15 protein-coding genes are annotated in these 19,526 nt (G+C 51.3%); 11 read left to right on the forward strand and 4 right to left on the reverse strand.

Going from position 1 to position 19,526, the window contains the following annotated elements; genetic code table 11:
* Positions 1-38: 38 nt before the first annotated feature.
* From HOV93_RS06130 to HOV93_RS06145, 4 genes are all read right to left on the reverse strand, one after another.
* Positions 39-1,391 (reverse strand): Gfo/Idh/MocA family protein, encoded by a 1,353-nt coding sequence (locus HOV93_RS06130; RefSeq protein WP_207395603.1) that lies wholly within the window; start codon positions 1,389-1,391, stop codon positions 39-41.
* Between the two features lie 65 nt (positions 1,392-1,456).
* Positions 1,457-1,891: a hypothetical protein gene (locus HOV93_RS06135; protein ID WP_207395604.1), complete on the reverse strand. Its 435-nt coding sequence runs from the start codon at positions 1,889-1,891 to the stop codon at positions 1,457-1,459.
* A 221-nt stretch (positions 1,892-2,112) separates the two neighbouring features.
* Entirely contained in the window at positions 2,113-3,096 is a 984-nt protein-coding gene (locus tag HOV93_RS06140; protein WP_207395605.1) for a DUF1559 family PulG-like putative transporter, read from the reverse strand.
* Between the two features lie 276 nt (positions 3,097-3,372).
* The gene (locus tag HOV93_RS06145) at positions 3,373-4,032 is read right to left on the reverse strand and encodes a GntR family transcriptional regulator (protein ID WP_207395606.1); all 660 of its coding nucleotides are present in this window, start codon (positions 4,030-4,032) and stop codon (positions 3,373-3,375) included.
* An 877-nt stretch (positions 4,033-4,909) separates the two neighbouring features.
* On the opposite strand from HOV93_RS06145, the gene HOV93_RS06150 reads away from it, so the two are divergent.
* The 11 genes from HOV93_RS06150 to HOV93_RS06200 all read left to right on the forward strand — a co-directional run bounded on the left by HOV93_RS06150 (position 4,910) and on the right by HOV93_RS06200 (position 19,518).
* Positions 4,910-5,896 carry a DUF1559 domain-containing protein gene (locus tag HOV93_RS06150; protein WP_207395607.1) on the forward strand — a complete coding sequence of 329 codons (987 nt, stop codon included), beginning with the start codon at positions 4,910-4,912 and terminating at the stop codon, positions 5,894-5,896.
* A 36-nt stretch (positions 5,897-5,932) separates the two neighbouring features.
* On the forward strand, positions 5,933-6,340 hold the full coding sequence (locus tag HOV93_RS06155) for a hypothetical protein (protein WP_207395608.1): 408 nt from the start codon (positions 5,933-5,935) through the stop codon (positions 6,338-6,340).
* A 41-nt stretch (positions 6,341-6,381) separates the two neighbouring features.
* Positions 6,382-9,105, forward strand: coding sequence for a hypothetical protein (locus tag HOV93_RS06160; RefSeq protein WP_207395609.1), 2,724 nt, complete (start codon positions 6,382-6,384; stop codon positions 9,103-9,105).
* Positions 9,102-10,289, forward strand: coding sequence for an AGE family epimerase/isomerase (locus HOV93_RS06165; protein ID WP_207395610.1), 1,188 nt, complete (start codon positions 9,102-9,104; stop codon positions 10,287-10,289). Before HOV93_RS06160 ends, HOV93_RS06165 begins: the two co-directional genes overlap by 4 nt.
* A complete protein-coding gene (locus HOV93_RS06170; protein WP_207395611.1) occupies positions 10,273-12,141 on the forward strand; it encodes a sodium:solute symporter family transporter in 1,869 nt (622 codons plus the stop codon). The genes HOV93_RS06165 and HOV93_RS06170 overlap by 17 nt, the downstream gene beginning before the upstream one ends.
* 76 nt (positions 12,142-12,217) lie before the next feature.
* Positions 12,218-13,300 carry a LacI family DNA-binding transcriptional regulator gene (locus HOV93_RS06175; protein WP_207395612.1) on the forward strand — a complete coding sequence of 361 codons (1,083 nt, stop codon included), beginning with the start codon at positions 12,218-12,220 and terminating at the stop codon, positions 13,298-13,300.
* Positions 13,301-13,807: 507 nt separating this feature from the next.
* The gene (locus HOV93_RS06180) at positions 13,808-14,737 is read left to right on the forward strand and encodes a DUF1559 domain-containing protein (protein ID WP_235989886.1); all 930 of its coding nucleotides are present in this window, start codon (positions 13,808-13,810) and stop codon (positions 14,735-14,737) included.
* 30 nt (positions 14,738-14,767) lie between these two features.
* A complete protein-coding gene (locus HOV93_RS06185) occupies positions 14,768-15,175 on the forward strand; it encodes a hypothetical protein (RefSeq protein WP_207395613.1) in 408 nt (135 codons plus the stop codon).
* Positions 15,176-15,196: 21 nt separating this feature from the next.
* Positions 15,197-16,231 carry a LacI family DNA-binding transcriptional regulator gene (locus tag HOV93_RS06190; protein WP_207395614.1) on the forward strand — a complete coding sequence of 345 codons (1,035 nt, stop codon included), beginning with the start codon at positions 15,197-15,199 and terminating at the stop codon, positions 16,229-16,231.
* Positions 16,232-16,293: 62 nt separating this feature from the next.
* Positions 16,294-17,907: an exo-alpha-sialidase gene (locus HOV93_RS06195; RefSeq protein WP_207395615.1), complete on the forward strand. Its 1,614-nt coding sequence runs from the start codon at positions 16,294-16,296 to the stop codon at positions 17,905-17,907.
* A 45-nt stretch (positions 17,908-17,952) separates the two neighbouring features.
* Positions 17,953-19,518 carry a sodium:solute symporter family transporter gene (locus tag HOV93_RS06200; protein WP_207395616.1) on the forward strand — a complete coding sequence of 522 codons (1,566 nt, stop codon included), beginning with the start codon at positions 17,953-17,955 and terminating at the stop codon, positions 19,516-19,518.
* The last annotated feature ends 8 nt before the right edge of the window (positions 19,519-19,526 follow it).

Genomic DNA, 19,526 nt, shown 5'->3' on the forward strand with positions numbered 1-19,526 from the left:
GTCGCGGTCGTCAAAACTCGATATCTTGCTGTTGGCTTTCACACCTTCAGCGACCATGGTGCTCGGTACTGCTTAGTCACGAGCGAATTTGCTTCGGGATCGCCGACGACCTGCTCCTTCTTGGCATCCCACTGAATGGTTCTTCCGACCTTCCAGGAGATGTTCATTAGATGGCCGGGATTAGATGAGTGGTGCCCCACTTCTATGTTCGCGGATGGTTGCTTGCGGCTACGCATTGCATCGACAAAAGCCTGACCATGTTTAGGACCAGTCTTGTTGAATGAATCAATCAACTCACCAAGTTCGCGGCCTTTGGTTGCTTCTGCACGCACTTCGTAACCACCACGATAAATCCTTAGAGATGCCTCGCTGCCGTAAAAACACTTTCCGTGTGACACCTTCTCGCCACGGCTGCCGACGCGGCTCGAATACTGCATTAGGAAACCATTCTTGGAGATCGCCCCAGAAGGATACTCGCAAATGGCCGAAAAGGTATCAGGCCATTGCGCGTTGCATGGTTGTGGAAAAGCGTGATTGCCTCCCATAGCAGTCACGCTTTTTGGGGCGTTGACCTGCATGAACCAATGCACGATGTCGTAGTGATGCACGCCCCAATCAACTTCCCAGCCATTACCGAAATCGTAGAACCAGTAGTGCTGGGCAACCTTATTGGGGTTGTACGGCTGGGCGGGGGAAGGTCCAACCCAGAAGTCCCAGTCCAATCCCTCTGGTGGTTTCGAGTTTGGCGGTGAACCAAAGCCTGGAAACTTGTAGTCGAAGTCCCACACTTTGACTTCCGAGATTTCTCCCAGGATGCCAGACTTAATGACTTCTGCGGCACGTTGATAGTGTTCTGTACTTCGCTGTTGCGTACCGATTTGCACTATGCGGCCATACTTCTTCGCTGCCTCCACCATGGCCCGGCCCTCGCCAATGGAGGTCGCCGCTGGCTTCTCGACGTACACGTCTTTTCCCGCCTGGCAGGCATGAATTGTGGGTAAGGCGTGCCAATGGCCATTGGTAGCAACAATTACCGCATCGATATCTTTGTCCTCGAGCAGTTTTCGATAATCGCGATATTTGCGTACTCGACTTCCCCCCGCAACAGCTTGCGCCTTCTCAATTCGGCCGTCGTCATTGACATCGCAAACGGCAACCATCCGGACATCTGGAAGCGACATCATGTAGTCCGGCATTACGCGGCCGACCCCGCGATGACCGCAACCGATCAAAGCCATATTGATCGTTTCATTGGGACCTGGTCGATTGGACGCACCAGCAGCGTATGGCCGTCCGGTCAGTGAGGCAGCAACGCCGGTGGCGGTGGCACCGCGAATCATGTCCCGTCGAGAAATGAAGGAGTTTGACTTGTTGGCAGGCTTCTCTTGCATAGGTGTATCCTTAGTTGTTTGTTGACCGATTTGAAATCAGAGCCAAGGTAGTGTTGAGACGAGGTTTAGTCGTCTTCGCTCTGATCGAGGTTAAATGACAAGTCATTGAACGTTGCTTCTGTTACTTTGGCAGTTAGGACCGTGCTTTCGTTGAATTGCTTGGGAATCGTTGGAATGCTGATATAGCCTGGCCCTTCCCGGTATTTTTGTATTCTCACCTTGTAATCACCCAATGGGAGTTCGACCTTGAAACGCCCTTTGAGAATGGCTGCGGTAAACCATTGTTCTTGATCCTTGAGATTTTTTAACGAAGCTGGCACGAACGATATCTTTGCGTCGTCCAGCGGTTTCTCGTCGAGCGATACATTGCCTTCTGCCAACACCCAGCCAGCTCGAACATGCGATGTATCCTGGCGACTACAGCCGGAACTCAGGCAATGGCATACGAGTAATGCCATTGGCCAGAAGTAGTGGGAGTGAGAGACTAACGAACGTGTCATTGACTCGACCTTATGGGTGCGCTGAACTCATGGTCATTCGTACGCACCTCGGGCTGTTGTCGGTGCGATGGAACAGCGGAATGTGACATTGAGCGAATGGTGAAACTCATAGCGTAAAATCCGTCAGCATGGTCATGTGCGTAGACGTACCGCGACCCTGTCCAGAAATCCCATGCTGAAATTCCGGAGCGATGCCGATGTTTAAACGTCTATGGGTAGACTTAGAACTCGCCGAGAACCTGTCCGTCGTTTCGGCTTCCTAAGAATTGAAATGTCTCGGTGTGGATCGTCTCGGGGATAAACCGTACGGATCCATCTGCAAGACAGGTAAGTGCACCACCTGGGTGCATACTTCTGGCGTGAAGGTACATGTTGTCGTTAGATACGCTGACCTTCACACAAGGCATGTCGTCGAAATCTTGTCGACATCGACCAAGTTGATCGGCCGTCGCAGTGTTGGGTGGGTTTCGGGTACTAAACCAATTATTTGGTGCTGCCATGTTGAACGTATATCCTCGCCAATCATCGCCGGAGTCACCTGACTGTGAGCCATCTGCTTCCGCCAATCGAATCTCGCCAACCATGGCCGTGTTGCTTGTTCCGTCGGTCAGATCTCGCATGCGTGTTTTGGATGCGGAATAGAACATCCCATTTAGTTGGGAACCAGAATTATCCGAGCCAATCATGGTGCCGGTCGACCCCATGCATCCAGCGTAGCTGTGATAGGCTCGCTCTCGTTCGGCTCCGGAACTGTTGAAGCCAATACTCTTAGAGCTGGCTGGATCCGAAGGACAATTTAATGCAGGTATTCTAGTCTCCGAAGCTGGCCAAGTTGCCGGGGATCCGATTTGTAGATCACCGTTCATGTACGGTACGAACTGCTGATAAACGTTGTCTTGTTCGATAAACGGATAAATAAACGCCGTCCAACCTAATCGGCGATTTGCGGTTGCGGCGGTATAGGTGTCCGGGAAAGTTGTGCCTATCTTGCCTGGCGGAAATACCAAGAAGGTATCGTGATAGTTGTGTAACGCCAGGCCAAGTTGCTTGAGGTTATTGTTACATTGGATGCGGCGTGCGGCCTCTCTCGCTTGTTGAACTGCTGGTAATAGCAGTGCAATCAAGACACCGATAATTGCGATCACTACAAGTAGTTCTACAAGAGTGAAAGCGGCATACCGGCGACGCGTAGCGTGGACTGTCATGTGCTAACTCCGAATACGATTGATGAAATAGGAATCTGCTGAATTGGTGAAGAACTGGCTGCTTGAAAAGTCGCCAACTCTCGTAAGCTGATCCCAATTTCATGTCCATTCGGAATGACACGTCATCCCCAAAATGGCTTTCGCTTCGCCTGCAGGTGAACGATGCTCGGTCATCAAGCTCACACAGTTCGTGCAAGGCTGATGGTGTTCCACGAATAGATCCGGAAAGGCTTACGCCTTGATCGCTGATCTTTCGCGCATCTGTGAATCCACCATTTATCCAAACTGCAACTCAGCGAGCGAGAGATGCATGGAATGCTCTAAGTGCATTCGCATAGCCTCAACCGCATGATTGGGATCTCTAGTTTCTATGGCTTCAAAAACCTCCATGTGCTTCTGTCCTGGAATCTCCTCATTTCGATTCGTTGTTTGGTCAAGACACACTAAGCGATCTAATAGCGGAGCAAGGGCTTCACGTAGTTGCGATACGCCAGAAAAGCTGGCCAAAGTATCGTGAAATTGAACGTCTAAATCACGGCACTCTCGAAGCGAATCGCCCTCCGCGAAAAGGGCATCGACGTGCCCTGCAATTCTTTTCAGGGCAGCTAATTGCATGTCGTCGGCCACTTCAGCAACACGGCGGACGGTCTCGCACTCGATGGCCAATCGCAAGATAAAGTCTCCGCGAATACGGCTAAGATCCCGAGCGAGAATCCGCGCTCCGGCCTTTCCTTCGAGTCGAACCAAACCTTCGGCAGCTAATGCCTTGACAGCTTCGGACGCGGCATTAATTCCGGTTCCATAGGTCTCAGCAATAGGTCGTAACGTCAGGTGGCGTTCGGGCGTAAGATCTCCACTTAGGATCTTGGACCGCAGATCTAAAAATATTCGCTGGGCTTTGGTAACCGGATGCTTATTTGGGGGATGGAGTGTCATATGTACCTGCATTTCTGGGCAGCTGGGAGCATGATGTGACTTATGGGGGCCACTGAATAAACAGTGTACCAACACTGTTCGGTGCGTCAATAAAGATTCGATAAAACAAGTGGATTAAGCCCAAATAGGCAGTGCCTAGAACCCACAAATGAACGCATCGTCTCCATGCGGCTAGATCTGCCCACTCCGTAATTTCGAGCTACGAGATTGGGATCGATGGAAAACGGGAATATTCGTCTGCACCTATTGAGTAGCGCTAAAACAGCCGTTTTCAAGTTGTTAAAAGGCAAGAAGTGTTTGCCAACTTCGTTAGATAGGCATAAGTCTTCAGTGAACGAGTGTCGTTATGAGCCACTGTGCAAAATGATTTGCGAGACTCGTTGGCATGCAACGCGACTAAGTCCCGCGCTTTCCCTTAAGCCCAGTTGTGAGCTGTCGCAACTCGCTTTTCCTTAGGGATTGCAGATACGGCCTTAGCGATGAATCTGTAGCAAGTTCCTCGGATGTCTGATTCTATGTTTGCACGGATTTACCTCTCTGCGATTTCCAATGCCTGTCTTTAAAAATGGTTGTTCTTATTGGTGGTGATCTAGAGAGCAGTGCGCATGCCGCGCACCTTGAAAAAAAGTTAGGTAACGAAACTACCAGGGATGGCCTGCCCAGATCGCGAAGCTTTCAGGCGTGGACGCCACTACGAAACGAAACTTCTTGCATCTAAGTGGCTCATCCACTGAAAATAAGATGGATGATTTAACTTGACACACGAATTAATCCCGCTAGACTCTAGTAATCCCACGAGGGATGATTTTCTCCCAACCATGCTTTTCCCGAAACTCGTTATTCAACATATCGTGCTTGTTTTTACAGGGTCATTGTCATGAGAAGCGGTCGTCACGCTTTTACGCTTGTAGAGCTTTTAGTTGTCATCGCCATTATTGGTGTTCTTATCGCCCTGCTCTTGCCAGCTGTTCAGCAGGCCCGAGAGGCAGCTCGACGGATGCAATGCTCCAATAACTTCAAGCAAATGGGGTTAGCGCTGCATAACTATCACGACACCTTTGGTTCGTTCCCCTATGGCTCACGAGCCGGTACGGTTAGCTATCCCAATCTATCAGGGGTGAATTGGAGAACCTCAATCCTTCCTTTTCTCGAGCAGAACGCTCTGTTTGATCAGCTTGATTTTGAAACGGGTAGCTTTAGCGGGTACAGCAACTTTCCCTTCGCCGGAAGCAATTTGGTTTTAGAAGGACTCGTTTTTGATGGTTACATCTGTCCATCAAGTCCGATTGATCCACTAATTGCCGCCCCGGGAGGGCTGAATAATCCTGCCGACGGAGACAAGGCAGGGATGATGCACCACTATGTCGGGATTGCTGGAGCATACCCTGACCCTGCTGGCCGAACGGACGTCGTGAAACAAACTTCTCGGGGGTACGCTGCCGGCACCGGTATGCTTCGGCCGGGTCAGGTGACCAAGTTTCGGGATGCTACAGACGGAACCTCGAACAGCTTGGCTGTAGCCGAACAGTCCGGGATGGTTGGTAATGAAGTGATTGCTGCCAACTATGGCGGGGGATGGACAGGGCAGTTGGCGGACTACCCCGTCAGTTCGATCTCCAGCAGTTCTGACAATTATTATTATACGGGGCTTTCCACCGTACGTTGGCAGATCAACTACGACACCAAAACCTCTTCGTCCAGTAGCCAGCCCTACGAGAATAACACCATTCTCAATTCATTTCATCCTGGTGGAATCTTAGGTTTACTGGGGGATGGATCGACCAGATTCATTCCTGAAACGATTGATATGGAAACCTTGCGCCGTTTAAGTGCATGTGATGACGGATTGACGAATTCTTTCTAACTTTCCCACGTCATATTGATTCAGAAAAACAGATCAATGAAATATCAACTAGTCACCAAGTTAGCTGTAGCGATACTTTGCATTACGTCTGGGACGCTTGTTGGGTGTTCCGAAACTCCGACGGGTGCTGAAGTCGATGGCCGGATCGCTTTGGATGGATCCCCTGTATCGACCGGTGTGATTCTATTTCAAGATGAATCTAATGGCACGGGAGGAAGTGCCATTGTAGAGGATGGAAGTTTCTCGTTTCCTACCCCATTGCCTCCCGGCAATTATGCGGTTGCTCTTCAACCGCCCCCACCACCGGCACCACACGAAACCAAGTCTCAGCGGGTCTCTGTTAAATTCCCACGTCATCTGACAGTGGCAGCAACTAGCGGATTGAAGGTCGATATTACGCCCGGGAAAAACTCTCTGGAACTTGATGTCCAGTCTAAAAAATGACCTTGCCAGTTTTGGTATTAGAACCTTTGTTTGAGAGAGAAATGCGTTTTAAAACATTGGAAATTAATCTTGCGATCCGTCACACCTGTCTTCTAGCCGGCCTTATGCTCTTGCTTGGCATTGTCAGCCGAGCCGACGCTTTAGACAGGGCGTCGTTCGTAATTGTCGGCAGCCAAGCCTGCGATCTGTGCAAAGTGCTGCAAAAGAACGACGTGGAGTTTGCTGTAGCTTCCAGCGTGAACGAAGCACTACAGCATGTCAGCGACCAAGGAACCGTTGCCATTCTGGCCGATAAGTACCCGGAAGAAACAACCGTCGTCCCCCGTTCGTTTTGGTCGCAGGCAGCTAACAAGCAGCTTCGGGTTTACCTTGAGTATCCCAGGGAGATTCCTGGAGTTTCCATTGGAACGCCGATAGACGTTAGTTGGGAACGTGTGGTCGTTGCCTCGAATGAGCTTAGTTCGCATCTCAAGCCACGCCAGATACTCTCAATGAACCGTAGTCGGTATGTGCTCATCGAGTCAGAGAACCCTCTTCTCGTACTGGCACGCGTCGCGGGACTCGACACGGCCGTTTATGGAATTCCAGATACAGCTCAGCCTCTCTTAGTACACCTCGCAGCTACGGACGCGACACCTGAGATGTATGTTTCGGCCAGCAAAATGAGCGATTTCGTGACCGCTCGCTACGCGCCTGCGAAGGCCTGGGAGGACGTCTGGAGCGGACTGTTGGAAAAGCTTGACTCGTCTTTGGCTGGGATTCGAATTCACTGGGAGCCAACAGTGCGGCCCAGCTATTCGGCCCAAGAGATACTTCCGGAGAATGCCGAGAGGGAATCGCTTCGGCGTGGTGCACAGTGGTTCATTAAATCTGGCTTATTGCTTACTGAAAGTTCACTTGAGACAAGTCGCGAAAAAATAAAGACCTCCGAGGTAGCCCACTCGAAAGTATTCCGTGACGAGTTGGGCGATGGACGGTTTGGAATGTTAGAAGGTTTCGACTCAGGGATTCTTCCTGATGGTAGCCAAAGCGTTCGTGTTATTCAGCGGAGCGACTGTATCAGTGAGGCAGCGATGGGGCTTGGCATTGCCGGTGAGGTAATGGGCGATCAGCAGATGTCGACCATTGCTAAAAACCTTCAAGAGTATCTCTATCTGCGATCCGGTGCCGTCAACGCAGAGCGTGGCGATCCAGGCCATCCTTCTTACGGCATGATTGCCTGGGGGATCTCGAACGATGCTTGGAAGAAGGCCAATTATGGGGACGACATTGCGCGGGTTCTATTAGCGTCGATGGCCACCGAAGCTGCTACAGGCGACTATCGCTGGAACCCATACATATCGCGGGCGGTTGTTGCCGGACTACGCACAACCGGACCTCTGGGGTTCAAGCCAGGAAGGATCGATCAAGATCAGCTGTCACGTAACGGCTGGCAGTATTACTTCAAACAGTCGAGCGTCTATCCTTCCCCGCACTTTCAATGTTACTTATGGGCTTGTTACCTTTGGGCCTATGAACAGTCTGGAGATGAGTTGCTTTTAGATCGGGCTCGTACGGGTATGCGAATCATGATGTCTCGCTATCCCAATCAATGGCGGTGGACTAACGGTCTACAGCAAGAGCGGGCCCGAATGTTATTGCCGCTTGCCTGGTTGATTCGAGTGGACGACCAGCCACAGCATCGTCGCTGGTTAAGACAAATCGCCGAGGATCTAATTGCTTGCCAAGATAAGTCCGGGGCGATACGAGAAGAGTTAGGACGACTTGAACAAGGAGCCTATCCACCTCACCGTAGCAACGAATCGTTTGGTGCCCACGAGGCACCCTTAATTCACGAAAACGGCGAACCTATTTGCGATTTGCTCTATACAACAAACTTTGCGTTCCTGGGGCTGCATGAAGCTGCTGCCGCTACCGGTGATAAATTCTATCAAGATGCCGAAGACAAGCTGGCCGCATTTCTCTGTCGTATTCAAACGAAAAGTGAGGCTCATCCTGAGTTAGATGGTGCCTGGATGCGGGCATTTGATTACAAGCGATGGGAGTACTGGGGGTCGAATGGAGATGCTGGTTGGGGAGCATGGTCCATTGAATCTGGTTGGACGCAGGGCTGGATCGTTGCAGTGCTCGGTATGCGGCAAGCCAACATGAGCCTATGGGAGATGACACAGCAACTCGATGCACGCCGGGACTACGCCAAGTATCGTAAACAATTGTTGCCCCATGATATGGTGAATCAGGTCAAGCAAGAACTCACTCAGCATGATGGTTACGGCGCCTCGGTCCAATTGGCCACTACGCCTGCACCTCATTACAGTGCCTTGGGTGCCCACGCGCTGACCAATGGATTAGTCGGACCAATGTCGCATCAAGACGCTCAGTGGATTGGCATTGAAGGAGAGCCGCTTATCGCTGAACTTGAATTTAAGAAACAGCAAACCCTCAAGACGGTTGATGTCCATGTACTCCAGGCATCGCCGGTCGGAATTTACTTTCCACGCAACATTCGTGTATCAGTCGCAGATAGCGATGGAAAATTCCAGCCGTGGGCAAGCTTGCAATTCAAGCCAGATGATTCACATCCCAGGCAAGTTAAATGGATTCAAGTTACTGGCAAAACGGTCTCTTGCAAACGCATTAAAGTCGAAGTCGTAAGCCGCGGGACAATTCCTGTTGGCCACCACGCAGCAGGCAAGCCGACGTGGCTGTTCGTGAGCGAGATCGCACTCAATCACATTAACTCAGAGAAGAAGGAAGCAAAGTGACGTCTGATGAGATTCGAGTAGCATCTGCCAAATTTCGAGATGACCTATTTAAAGATACACTTCCTTTTTGGCTTGATCGTAGTATTGATGGAGAACATGGCGGATACTTCACCGCGTTTGATCGCGACGGCAAGCAGCTTCAAACAGATAAATCGGTTTGGTTTCAAGGGCGTTTCGCTTGGATGCTTGCAACCATCGCTGAAACGGTCGAGCCTCGTGATTACTGGTTAGAGCGAGCCAAGCACGGCATTGACTTCCTTCAACGTCACTGCATTGATCGCGATGGAAGATACTTCTTCTTGGTGACCAAGGATGGACAGCCACTACGAAAACGCCGATATGTATTTTCCGAATGCTTTGCTGCCATGGCCTATTCAGCCTACGGGAAGGCGGCTCTAAGCGACGAGTATTGCCGACTAGCTGTCGACTTGTTTCAAAATATTCGACAATACTTGGGCCCCGATTCCATATTGGAACCCAAAGTGCGACCTGACGTACGTTCGATGAAATCATTGGCTAACCCAATGATACTGATCGGCGTTGCCCAAGAGATTCGCAAAGCAACGGGTTTTGTTGAGTGTAACGAGGTTATCGATCAGTGCATCGACGAAATTCACAGTCACTTCGTTAAGGATGATTTAGGTTGTGTACTGGAAAACGTCGGGTCGCAAGGCGAGCTGATCGATACGTTCGATGGGCGTTTGATTAATCCCGGTCATTCGATCGAGCTGTCGTGGTTTCTTATGGAAGAGGCTCGCCAGCGTGATTTACCGAAGGTGGCTTCGCTGGGGAGGCAAATTCTCGATTGGTCTCTGGAGTTAGGCTGGGACAATCAATACGGTGGTTTGTATCACTATCGAGATTGCCACGGGCTCCCATCTTCCGAGTACTGGCACGACATGAAGTTCTGGTGGCCACATGCCGAGGCAATCATCGCGACGCTTCTCGCTTGGCGATTGACAGGCGATGACCAATATTGGAATTGGCATATAAAAATAAGCAATTGGGCGTATGAGCATTTCGCTGACCCTGAATTTGGGGAGTGGTTTGGCTATTTGCATCGTGATGGAACACTCTCTAGCACGATCAAGGGCAATCAATGGAAGGGGCCATTTCATTTGCCGAGAATGCAGCACTACTGCTGGCAGCTACTCGAGGAAGTAATTCATGCCCAGCCTGTTTGAATCGACGCAGCTTAGCTTGCTCGACTGGAGTGTGTTGGGGCTCTATTTTGGTGGGCTTCTTCTCCTTGGGGTCCTGCTTCGCAAGCGGAGTGGAGACGATTTAGAAGGCTACTTTTTGGCCGGCCGCAAATTGCCTGGTTGGCTAAATGGATTTTCGTATGCGGCGACGTGTATGAATGCCGATGTTGCTCCTGCCTACTGCGGGATGACCGTGGTAACGGGGGCATTCATCTGCTGGTTTTACTTTGCCCGGTTTGGGCTGGCATTGATGATTGCAGCTTTGCTATTTGCCGGTTTATGGCGGAGGTTAAATCTGCGAACCTCTCCGGAGTTTTACGAGCTGCGTTTTAGTGGTGGACCCGCTTTGACAATGCGTAGCTGGGTGGCATTGCGAAGCGCGTTGATCGCCTTGCCTGCCTGGACCGGTGCGGGGTTATTGGGATTGCATAAAATTTCGTCGCCACTGCTTGAATGGTCGATCTTCACCACTCTTGCCGTAGTTATTCCGGTGATTCTGTTTTATGTGTTGGCATCCGGATATGTGGGCGTTGTAACTTCCGACTTTTTTCAAACCCTGATCATTATCGGAAGTTCAATTCTGCTGATGATCATCGTACTGGTCGACTTTGGTGGCCCAACTCAGCTCTACGATGCATTAATACAATCGGCTGGCACCGAGGCTGCTAGTGTCTTTCCCCCGGTAGGCCACGAGGTTCTTGGATTAATCGCGATAGCTGCCTGGACAATGGGAACAGCGATTGGATATGGAGGTGATGCTGCACCTATGGCAGGGGCAATGGAAGGGCAACGCATCCTTTCCTGCCGTAATGAACGGGAATCGGCCAAGATGTATGTCTGGACGACGGTCGTGCTCTTTGTCCTCTTGGCAACACTGACACTTCCGGCTTTGGCTGCGATGGTCCATTGGCCGGAGGTAAGAACGGCTGAGCAAAAGGAGCTTGCTTATGGCATGCTACTCGCAAAATATTTACCACCGGGGCTGCTCGGGCTTGCTTTGAGCGCCGTCCTGGCTTCGATCATGAGCACCGTCAGCTCCAATATGAATTTCGGTGCCCAGGTTCTAGTGAATGACGTTTACCAACGATCACTGGTCAAAAAAGCATCTGTCAAACATTATCTGCTGATGGGTAAAGTGTTTTCGGCAGGCATTTTGATACTTGGGATTCTGGTGGCAGTCGCCGCGACGAATGTCATCCAAATTTCAATTTTCATGCTAGGCTTGTCATCGGCCGAGTTAACGGCAAACTGGGCTCAATGGTGGTGGTGGCGTTTCAATGGTTGGGCCAGACTGGCAGCCTCGCTAGGCGGACCACTTATTTTCGTCATGAACAAGCTGTTTGTTTTTCCCAATCCATGGTTTGCCTTTCCGAGTCTCTTGGACTTTGGTCCCCATAACGACTACATGATTATCTTTGTTTCGATGGGAATGACGTTTCTTTTCTGGGTAACAGTCGCTTGGCTGACGCCGCCGGAGCCTATGTCGCATTTGATAGAATTTTACCGGCAAGCTCGGCCATTCGGTTTGTGGCGTCCCGTCGCCGAGGCTGCCGGAGAGCCGCTTCCTCCGCGCGGCCGTATCGCCTCCGGGTTCGTTGTGGCGCCGTTCGGGACGGTCATGGTGGCAGCCGGTATTCTTGCGCTCTCACTACTTTTTCTTGGTCGCTGGAATGGGGCAGCGATCGCAGCCGCAACCATGCTTATTTCGGGAACCGTGTTTTACTTCGGTTTCAGCAGGCTCATCCCGCCTCGAAGTACAGGCGATCTGGAACGCGATGCACAGCAGAAGCCCTTTCGCGAAAAGGTGGATCCGCATTATGTTGAGTCCCCTTGAATTGGCATACTTAATTTAAGAGCACGGGAAAGTCTTCTCCTGTTGCTATCCTTTGCTTTTCGACAGAATAGGCTCTATGAACGTTGAGTTTGACCGGCCCAAACGTGTTCGCTTGGTGGATATTGCCGAGAAAGTCGGAGTTTCCAGGCGAGCCGTTTCTGCTGTTCTGCTGGGAACCGGCGGCAATCGCGTTACCGTCGGAGAGCAAAAGGCGAAAGAGATCCAGCTCGTCGCGAAGTCGATGGGATACCAGCCCAATCTTGCTGCACGCCAATTGGTTGGAAAACGTTCCCATACCTTTGGCTTGCTGGTTGCATCGGCAGGAGATCCACTGCGGTCGTTTCTTATTCAGCATCTGGATGAAGAAGCGGTCGCCCATGGCAATCGCACCTTGATCGGAAACACGGTTATTGCTCCTGATCGTTTCGAAAAGACAGTACAGCTATTTACTAATAGCGGTGTCGATGGAGTTCTCTGCGCTGTGCACAGTTGGCTGCCAGGCGATCGGGCTGACCTATTAGGACAGCATCCTTGTACCGTCTTTTACGAAGACCCGGGAACGCCGAACGCATGTTTTGTAACAGTTGATCGCCGGGCTGCGATCCGGAAAGCCACTAGTTTTCTTATTGAAAAAGGAAGAGAGCGAATTGGGCTAGCCCTAAACGTGAAGTCCAGGAAGAGCCAGAAAGACCGCCTCATCGGCTACAAAGAAGCCTTAAGTCAGCATGGCCATAAATTTACGCCGGAGTTGGTGTTTCATGCGTCGCCTAAACACAAAAACGCCTACGCGAGCCACGATGTAGATAGTTTGAAATGGAGTTTTCCCGAAGAGGTAATCGATGACCTGATCGAAAAACTCATCATCGGCCAGTCCGCAGATGCTATTATTGCCCATGACGACTACTGGGCAGCCACGCTCATAAAACGCCTTCACCGACGAGGGGTTCGAGTTCCCGACGATGTCGCCGTGGTCGGCTATCTGAATCATTATCTAGCGGACTTTACTGATCCTGCCATTACAACCATCGATCTAAATCACCTGAGCGCGGCAACGGAAATGGTATCGATGCTGGAGAAAATGATTAGAGGAGAAGAATTGCCTGCTGATCAACGGCAGGTCCTAATCCAGCCGCAGCTGATTGAACGTGAGTCTGCGTAGTGTTTCGCCGGAGTACTCACCGACACTCGAATCTCAATTCGGTGCCACATGCCAGCATTCCGATTAGAAAAGCCCTTGCTATCAGTTGTGGTGGTAAGTCTCTGCTGAAAAGTGGTTTGCGCAGATCGTGATGGCTACCACCGGCCTTCTTATTCGTGCTACTTCGCCGTAAGCAGTAAGGGCAATACGCAAGCAATCTCCGCAGCTATTGCGATCTATGAATATTCATGACCGGGTGATAGATAAATCAGAGTTTATCCATCAAGTCTAGGCTGAAATCCTTCCAAAGGTCTTAGGTTCTTCAATCTCAGAGGCCATTTAATGTACTTTAATTCGCCTCTGAACGCGTTGTGTGGAAAGAGGAAAATAAAAATATAATAGAAAAGTCGCCGGTATTGCATTGAATAATCGTAATGAATAGTTAGACTTGCAGCCGTAGGTTTTGCCCTGTGTGATTGATTTCCCACCAAAAATCCTATTCCCCCTTTTCTACTTTGGGAGTGCCCGATGAACATTCGCCCAAGAACAAACAGTGCTTTGGACGACCGCCGGATGGTGGCTCGTGGTTTTACGCTCGTTGAACTGTTGGTTGTGATTGCGATTATTGGTGTGTTGATTGCTCTACTGCTACCGGCTGTTCAACAGGCTCGTGAGGCGGCGCGGCGAATGAGCTGCACGAACAATCTCAAGCAGTTGGGCCTCGCGCTGCACAACTATCACGATACCTTCGGTTCTTTTCCTCCGTCGGGGATTGATGGCGGCAAGTCGCATGGGATGTGGATTCGCACGGCCCCCTTCTTTGAAGCAGGCAACCTATACGATCAATACAACTTCTCGGCCACTTGGCGCGATAACCTGTCCCTTTGCTCGCAGTCCGATATGGCTACGTTGCATTGCCCCAGCAGTTCTCAAACGATCACGACGCTGGCATCGGAAGCTCCTTGTCCGACGACTCATTATTTTGGCAATGCTGGGCCGATTGGTTTGAATGCTACGACGAACGAAAACTATGCACGTGATACATCGCGTGAAAACGTTTCGATGTTTGGCGAAGTTGGGGACGAAGGTCTCTTCAAATTGCGTAGCGAGCTTGGCCTGCGAGATTCGACCGATGGTTCGTCGAATACGATTCTATTGGGAGAGCTATCCTGGAACGAATATCCCTTTTACCGAGCCTGGAATCGCGGGCTGCACTGGACCTCGAGTGGCCTTTATCTGGCAACAACCAAAAACCATCGTTACCCGATCAATATTGGAGTGAAGAATCCCAGTTTTACCATGGTGGCCAACAATGGCGGCTACGGCAGTCAGCATCCCGGTGGCGCGAACTTCACAATGGCGGATGGTGCCGTGACGTTTCTACCAGAGACCATCGAAATCTCCACCTACCTGGCTTTGGCTAGCCGCGGTGGTGGCGAAGTCGTTTCGATGCCCTAACTGCCTTGTAAGAAAAGGAGAATTGCCGTGGTGAAGTGGTTTGCAGGAGCACTGTCGTTGTTTTTGGCGATATTCGCAGCGTGTGGATGCAGTCAGCAGGACGATGTTGAGAAGTTTCACATTGAAGGCGTTGTCACCTATCAAGGACAATCGGTGCCGGTCGGTTCAATTGTCTTTCAACCAGATCCATCTCAAGGAAATAGCGGCCCTTATGGTGTTGCTCAAATTAAGGATGGCAAGTTCAGCACGAAGCTCCAGGGACAAGCGAGTGTCGGCGGTCCCCATCTCGTGATTATTGAAGCATTCGACGGTAAAGAAGTGAACCCTGACTATGCACCGTACGGAGCATCGATCGGTTTGACCTATCAAGAACGGTTCGATCTACCGAAACAAGATTCGACGCTCGATATCGAATTGACCGACCGGAAGAAGCGTTAATCCCGAAAAAGAAAGTGTTTCATGGCCAATACTGTCGAAATCGCGGAGGCTGCCGGTGTTTCTCAGGCCACCGTGTCGCGCGTGATTAACAACCAGTCCGGCGTCGCTCCGGAAACGGTTCAGTTGGTTCGCGACATGATCAAGCGTCTCGGATACCAGCCACGCCCAAGAAAAGCCCGTAAGTCTTCCGAGCCTGTGAAGCCCCCTAAAAACGTAGCGGTCGTCATGCTCGATGAAAGCTGTCAGCGTCATCCGACATTGGCGATGGCGAAGCTCAAAGGTGTGCAGCAGGCACTCGCCATCGCCGGAATGAACATGATTCTGGCCGATGTCAGCAGCGGCGAGGTCAACGTGCCAGCAATCGCTCAAAAGCAGCTCGACGGTGTCCTTTTGTGGGGCCATCGGGGCTCGAAAGAACTACTTGATAAGCTACAAGGGATCCCCGCCGTTTGGCTTTCGTCGCATGTCAGCAGTACCGATAGCGTTGTTTCGCAGGGAAATGCGGCGATCGGGCAGTTGGCTGGTGAGTATCTGTTGAAGCAAAACCACACGAATCTTTGCTTTCTAACTGTTCACAGCGATCATCCTGGATTTGCAGCTCGCGGCGATGGCTTTGGCTACGCCGTCCATCTTGCCGGACATGAAATCAGGCGATTTCAAAGCGAGCAGGATGTCCCGTTTGAAAAAATGTCATCTCAACAACTCGAAGAGTCGCTTGCTCTATTGGTCGAGACGATGCTCGCCGAGATGCCCCGTCCGATCGGTCTGTTTCTACCAGACGATCAAATCACGGCCACTGTTTACCGACTTTTGCAACGAGCAAACGTTGAAGTGGGACGCGATATCGAAATCGTCTCTTGCAACAACGAAGAACCATACCTGGCCGGGCTTCATCCTCGTCCGGCAACGATTGATCTGGGCCCGGAACTTACTGGGCGGCGAGCCGTCGAGCAACTGCTCTGGAACATCCGGCAGCCCCAGCTAAGTGGTCGCCGCGTCGAGCTCATCGTCGAGCCGATCCTGATTGACGGGGAATCGCTAGCCGACTTTTCATAGCGCCCCTGGCTTACTTAATCGAGACCCTTTCCCCCCTTCCTCACCTGGAGTTGCTTATCATCATGTTTCGCATCCTTACATTGTCAATGCTGTTAGCCTTGGCCCTAAACGCCTATGGACTTCAGGCCGAAGAGACAACCGCTAAAGAACACTCCTCGGTCATGCTCTCTGGCGATTGGGTACCGGAAAGTCCGCATTGGATTGATTTCGACAACCTGCCGAAAATTCCTTCCCAGCATGTGGTGATCAGCGACGTCCGCAAGTCCAGCGGGGTGAATCAGCACAATTACTTGACCTTCTACGACAACAACTATTGGGCCATGTGGAGCGATGGACCAGCGGTGGAAGACCGTGTTGGTCAACGTGTATCGTTCGCAATCAGTAAGAACGGCATCGACTGGAGTAAACCAAAGTATCTAACGCCAGAGCCGCCTGGCTCAGGCAAGGGTTCCGAGTACTATAACACGCGCAGCAAAAAAGGTTTTCGTTGGATTTCACGTGGCTTTTGGCAGCGAGACGGTGAACTGCTTGCGTTATGTTCGCTCGATGAAGGTGCAGGCTTCTTCGGCAAAAGTCTTGAACTCAGAGCATTTCGCTGGGACAAAAAGGACAATGCTTGGGTCGACCACGGCCTAGTGCATAAGAACGCTATTAACAACTTCCCACCTAAAAAGATTCCCAGCGGCGAATGGATGATGTCGCGGCGGACGCACGACTACTCCAAGCATGGTGTTGAATTCCTTACTGGTGGCGTCGAAGCGATCGACTCCTGGGATTCGTTTCCTGTGCTAGGATCCAGCCAAGAACTCGCCGCGGAGGAGCCATATTGGTGGGTTCTACCCGATGGCCGGTTGACGGCACTTTTCCGCGATAATCGCCAGAGTGGCTATCTGTACCGATCGTTTTCGGAAGATAACGGCCGCACATGGAGTCGACCGCATCGTACCGACTTTCCAGATGCTCGATCGAAGTTCAGCGGCGTTCAGCTGACTGATGGGCGATACGTGTTAGTATCTAACCCGCATCCGAAACGGCGCAATCCGTTGGCTCTTTCGATCAGTGACGATGGGGTCGTCTTTACGAAGATGGGCTACTTGGCTGGAGGGAGGCATGTCGACTATCCACATGTAATCGAGCATGACGGCTATCTCTTGGTTGCCTTTGCCACACAAAAGCAAACGGTGGAAGTCCTAAAGATCAGGTTGGAAGAACTTGACGCGTTGACTATGCCGGAAAAGCCGCTGGTCAAGCCGCCACCGTATGAGCCGAAGAAGGGCGATACGATTCTCGATGCCGGCAACAGTGAGCAAGTCACGATCACTGGACCTTGGAAGTCGAGTGATAAGGATTCCGAGCGTTACGGTGATGATTATCTTTTCCTGAATCCATCGGATAGCGGCACGGTCCGTTTCAACATTAATGTGCCTGCCAAGGGTAACTACGAGATCTTCACATTGTGGAATGCTCGCGGGCGTCGTGCGACCGATGTTCCGTTCACAATCTCGCATACCGATGGGACGAAGAAGGTTCTTATTAACCAGAATAGTGACAGCGGTATCTGGAATAGCTTGGGTACTTACCAACTCTCCCCTGGGAATGCATCCGTAGAAGTCTCGATTGATAAAGCAAGCAACTTTACGGTGGTGGATGCCATTTTGGTGACACCCCGACCGTAGCCTTTTCCGTGACTTGCTTTGTTTGATTGGAATTCAATGGAACTCATGCTACGCCCGCTCGATATTGCCGCCATCGTGGCTTACCTGGCCGCGATGATTGGGATCGGCATCTATTTTTCGCGGCGGAACAACACGACCGAAGAATACTTTGTCGGGAACCGATCGTTCTCTGGCTGGGTGATTGGCCTGTCGATGCTCGGGACGATCGTCAGTTCGGCCACGTTCTTGGCCCTTCCGGCCGCGGCCTATGTGCTGGACTGGCGTCAGTTAGCAGTCAATCTTGTGCTACCGTTCATCGCTGTATTGGCGGTGCTAATCTTCATTCCGTTCTTTCGACGCGGTAAGTTGACCTCGGCGTTTGAATATCTCGGCATGCGATACGGCACTCTACCGCGGATCTACGGTACGCTCAGCTTCATTTTTCTACAACTGATCCGCATGTCGCAGATATTATTTCTCGTTTCCATTCCGGTGCAGTTTCTCACGGGGTTACCGATTGAGGTTGTGGTCGTTGTCGCGGGAATCTTCATTGCCTTTTACACCATTGCCGGCGGGATTGAAGCGGTTGTATGGACCGATGTCGTCCAAGCCTTGGTCTTGATGGCAGGTTGCCTACTATGCTTCACCTATATAGTGATCGATTTACCCGGAGGGGTAACGCAGATTGTCGAAGCCGGCGCGGCGGAGAATAAGTTCAGTCTTGGGAGCTTCGAGTGGAACTTGAACGAACGCACGTTCTGGACCGTTGTTATTTTAGGCATCATCAACTGGTTGGCGATTTACTCTGGCGATCAGAATATGGTGCAGCGATACCTAGCCGCGCGATCAACGCGTGAGGCTCGAAAGGCGACGATCATCTACTCTGCGATCGCCTTGCCGATGTGGACGATGTTCTTCTTCATTGGTACGGCTCTTTTCGTCTATTACCAGGCATTTCCCGACTCGGCCATCGCCGGACTTGAAACCGACCAGGTCTTGCCCTACTTTATTTTGACCCGAATTCCTGCTGGTTTGGCTGGACTGATTATTGCCGCAGTAATGGCCGCAGCGATGAGTTCGCTCGACTCCGGTATTAACTCGATATCGACGGTTACGGTGGTCGACTTATTACGTCCCTATCTTGGCAAGGAGTATTCAGATCGGTTCTACCTCCGCGTGGCGCGCACCGTCGCGGCGCTGGTAAGCGTGCTGGTCGTTTCTGGCGGAATCTTGTTTAGCCGGATCGAGAAAGAAAGCATGAATGACATCAGTTTGATCGTCACCAGCTTGTTCGGGGGCTGTTTGATGGGACTGTTCATGATGGGTTTCTTCACGCGTCGTGTGAATGGAACCGCTGCAACCATTGCCATGTTGCTGGCCATAATGTTCAACGCCTATCTTGGATTTGGCCTTCTGAAGTGGCTTCCCAATGCGTGGACTTTTAGCGTGCATAGTTACTGGATCGGGGCACTTGTGAACCTAGTGTTCGCCGTCACGGCCTATCTAATGAGTTTCGTAATCGGAACATCCACACGCGACCTAACCGGACTGACCGTGTGGACATTGCAGAAATCACGTGGCCGAACCGAAGATGCGGCCCAATTGACCTCGTCGGTGAGCACCCAGGATTAATGGAAGAG

Source organism: Bremerella alba (assembly GCF_013618625.1).
GTDB classification, from domain to species: domain Bacteria; phylum Planctomycetota; class Planctomycetia; order Pirellulales; family Pirellulaceae; genus Bremerella; species Bremerella alba.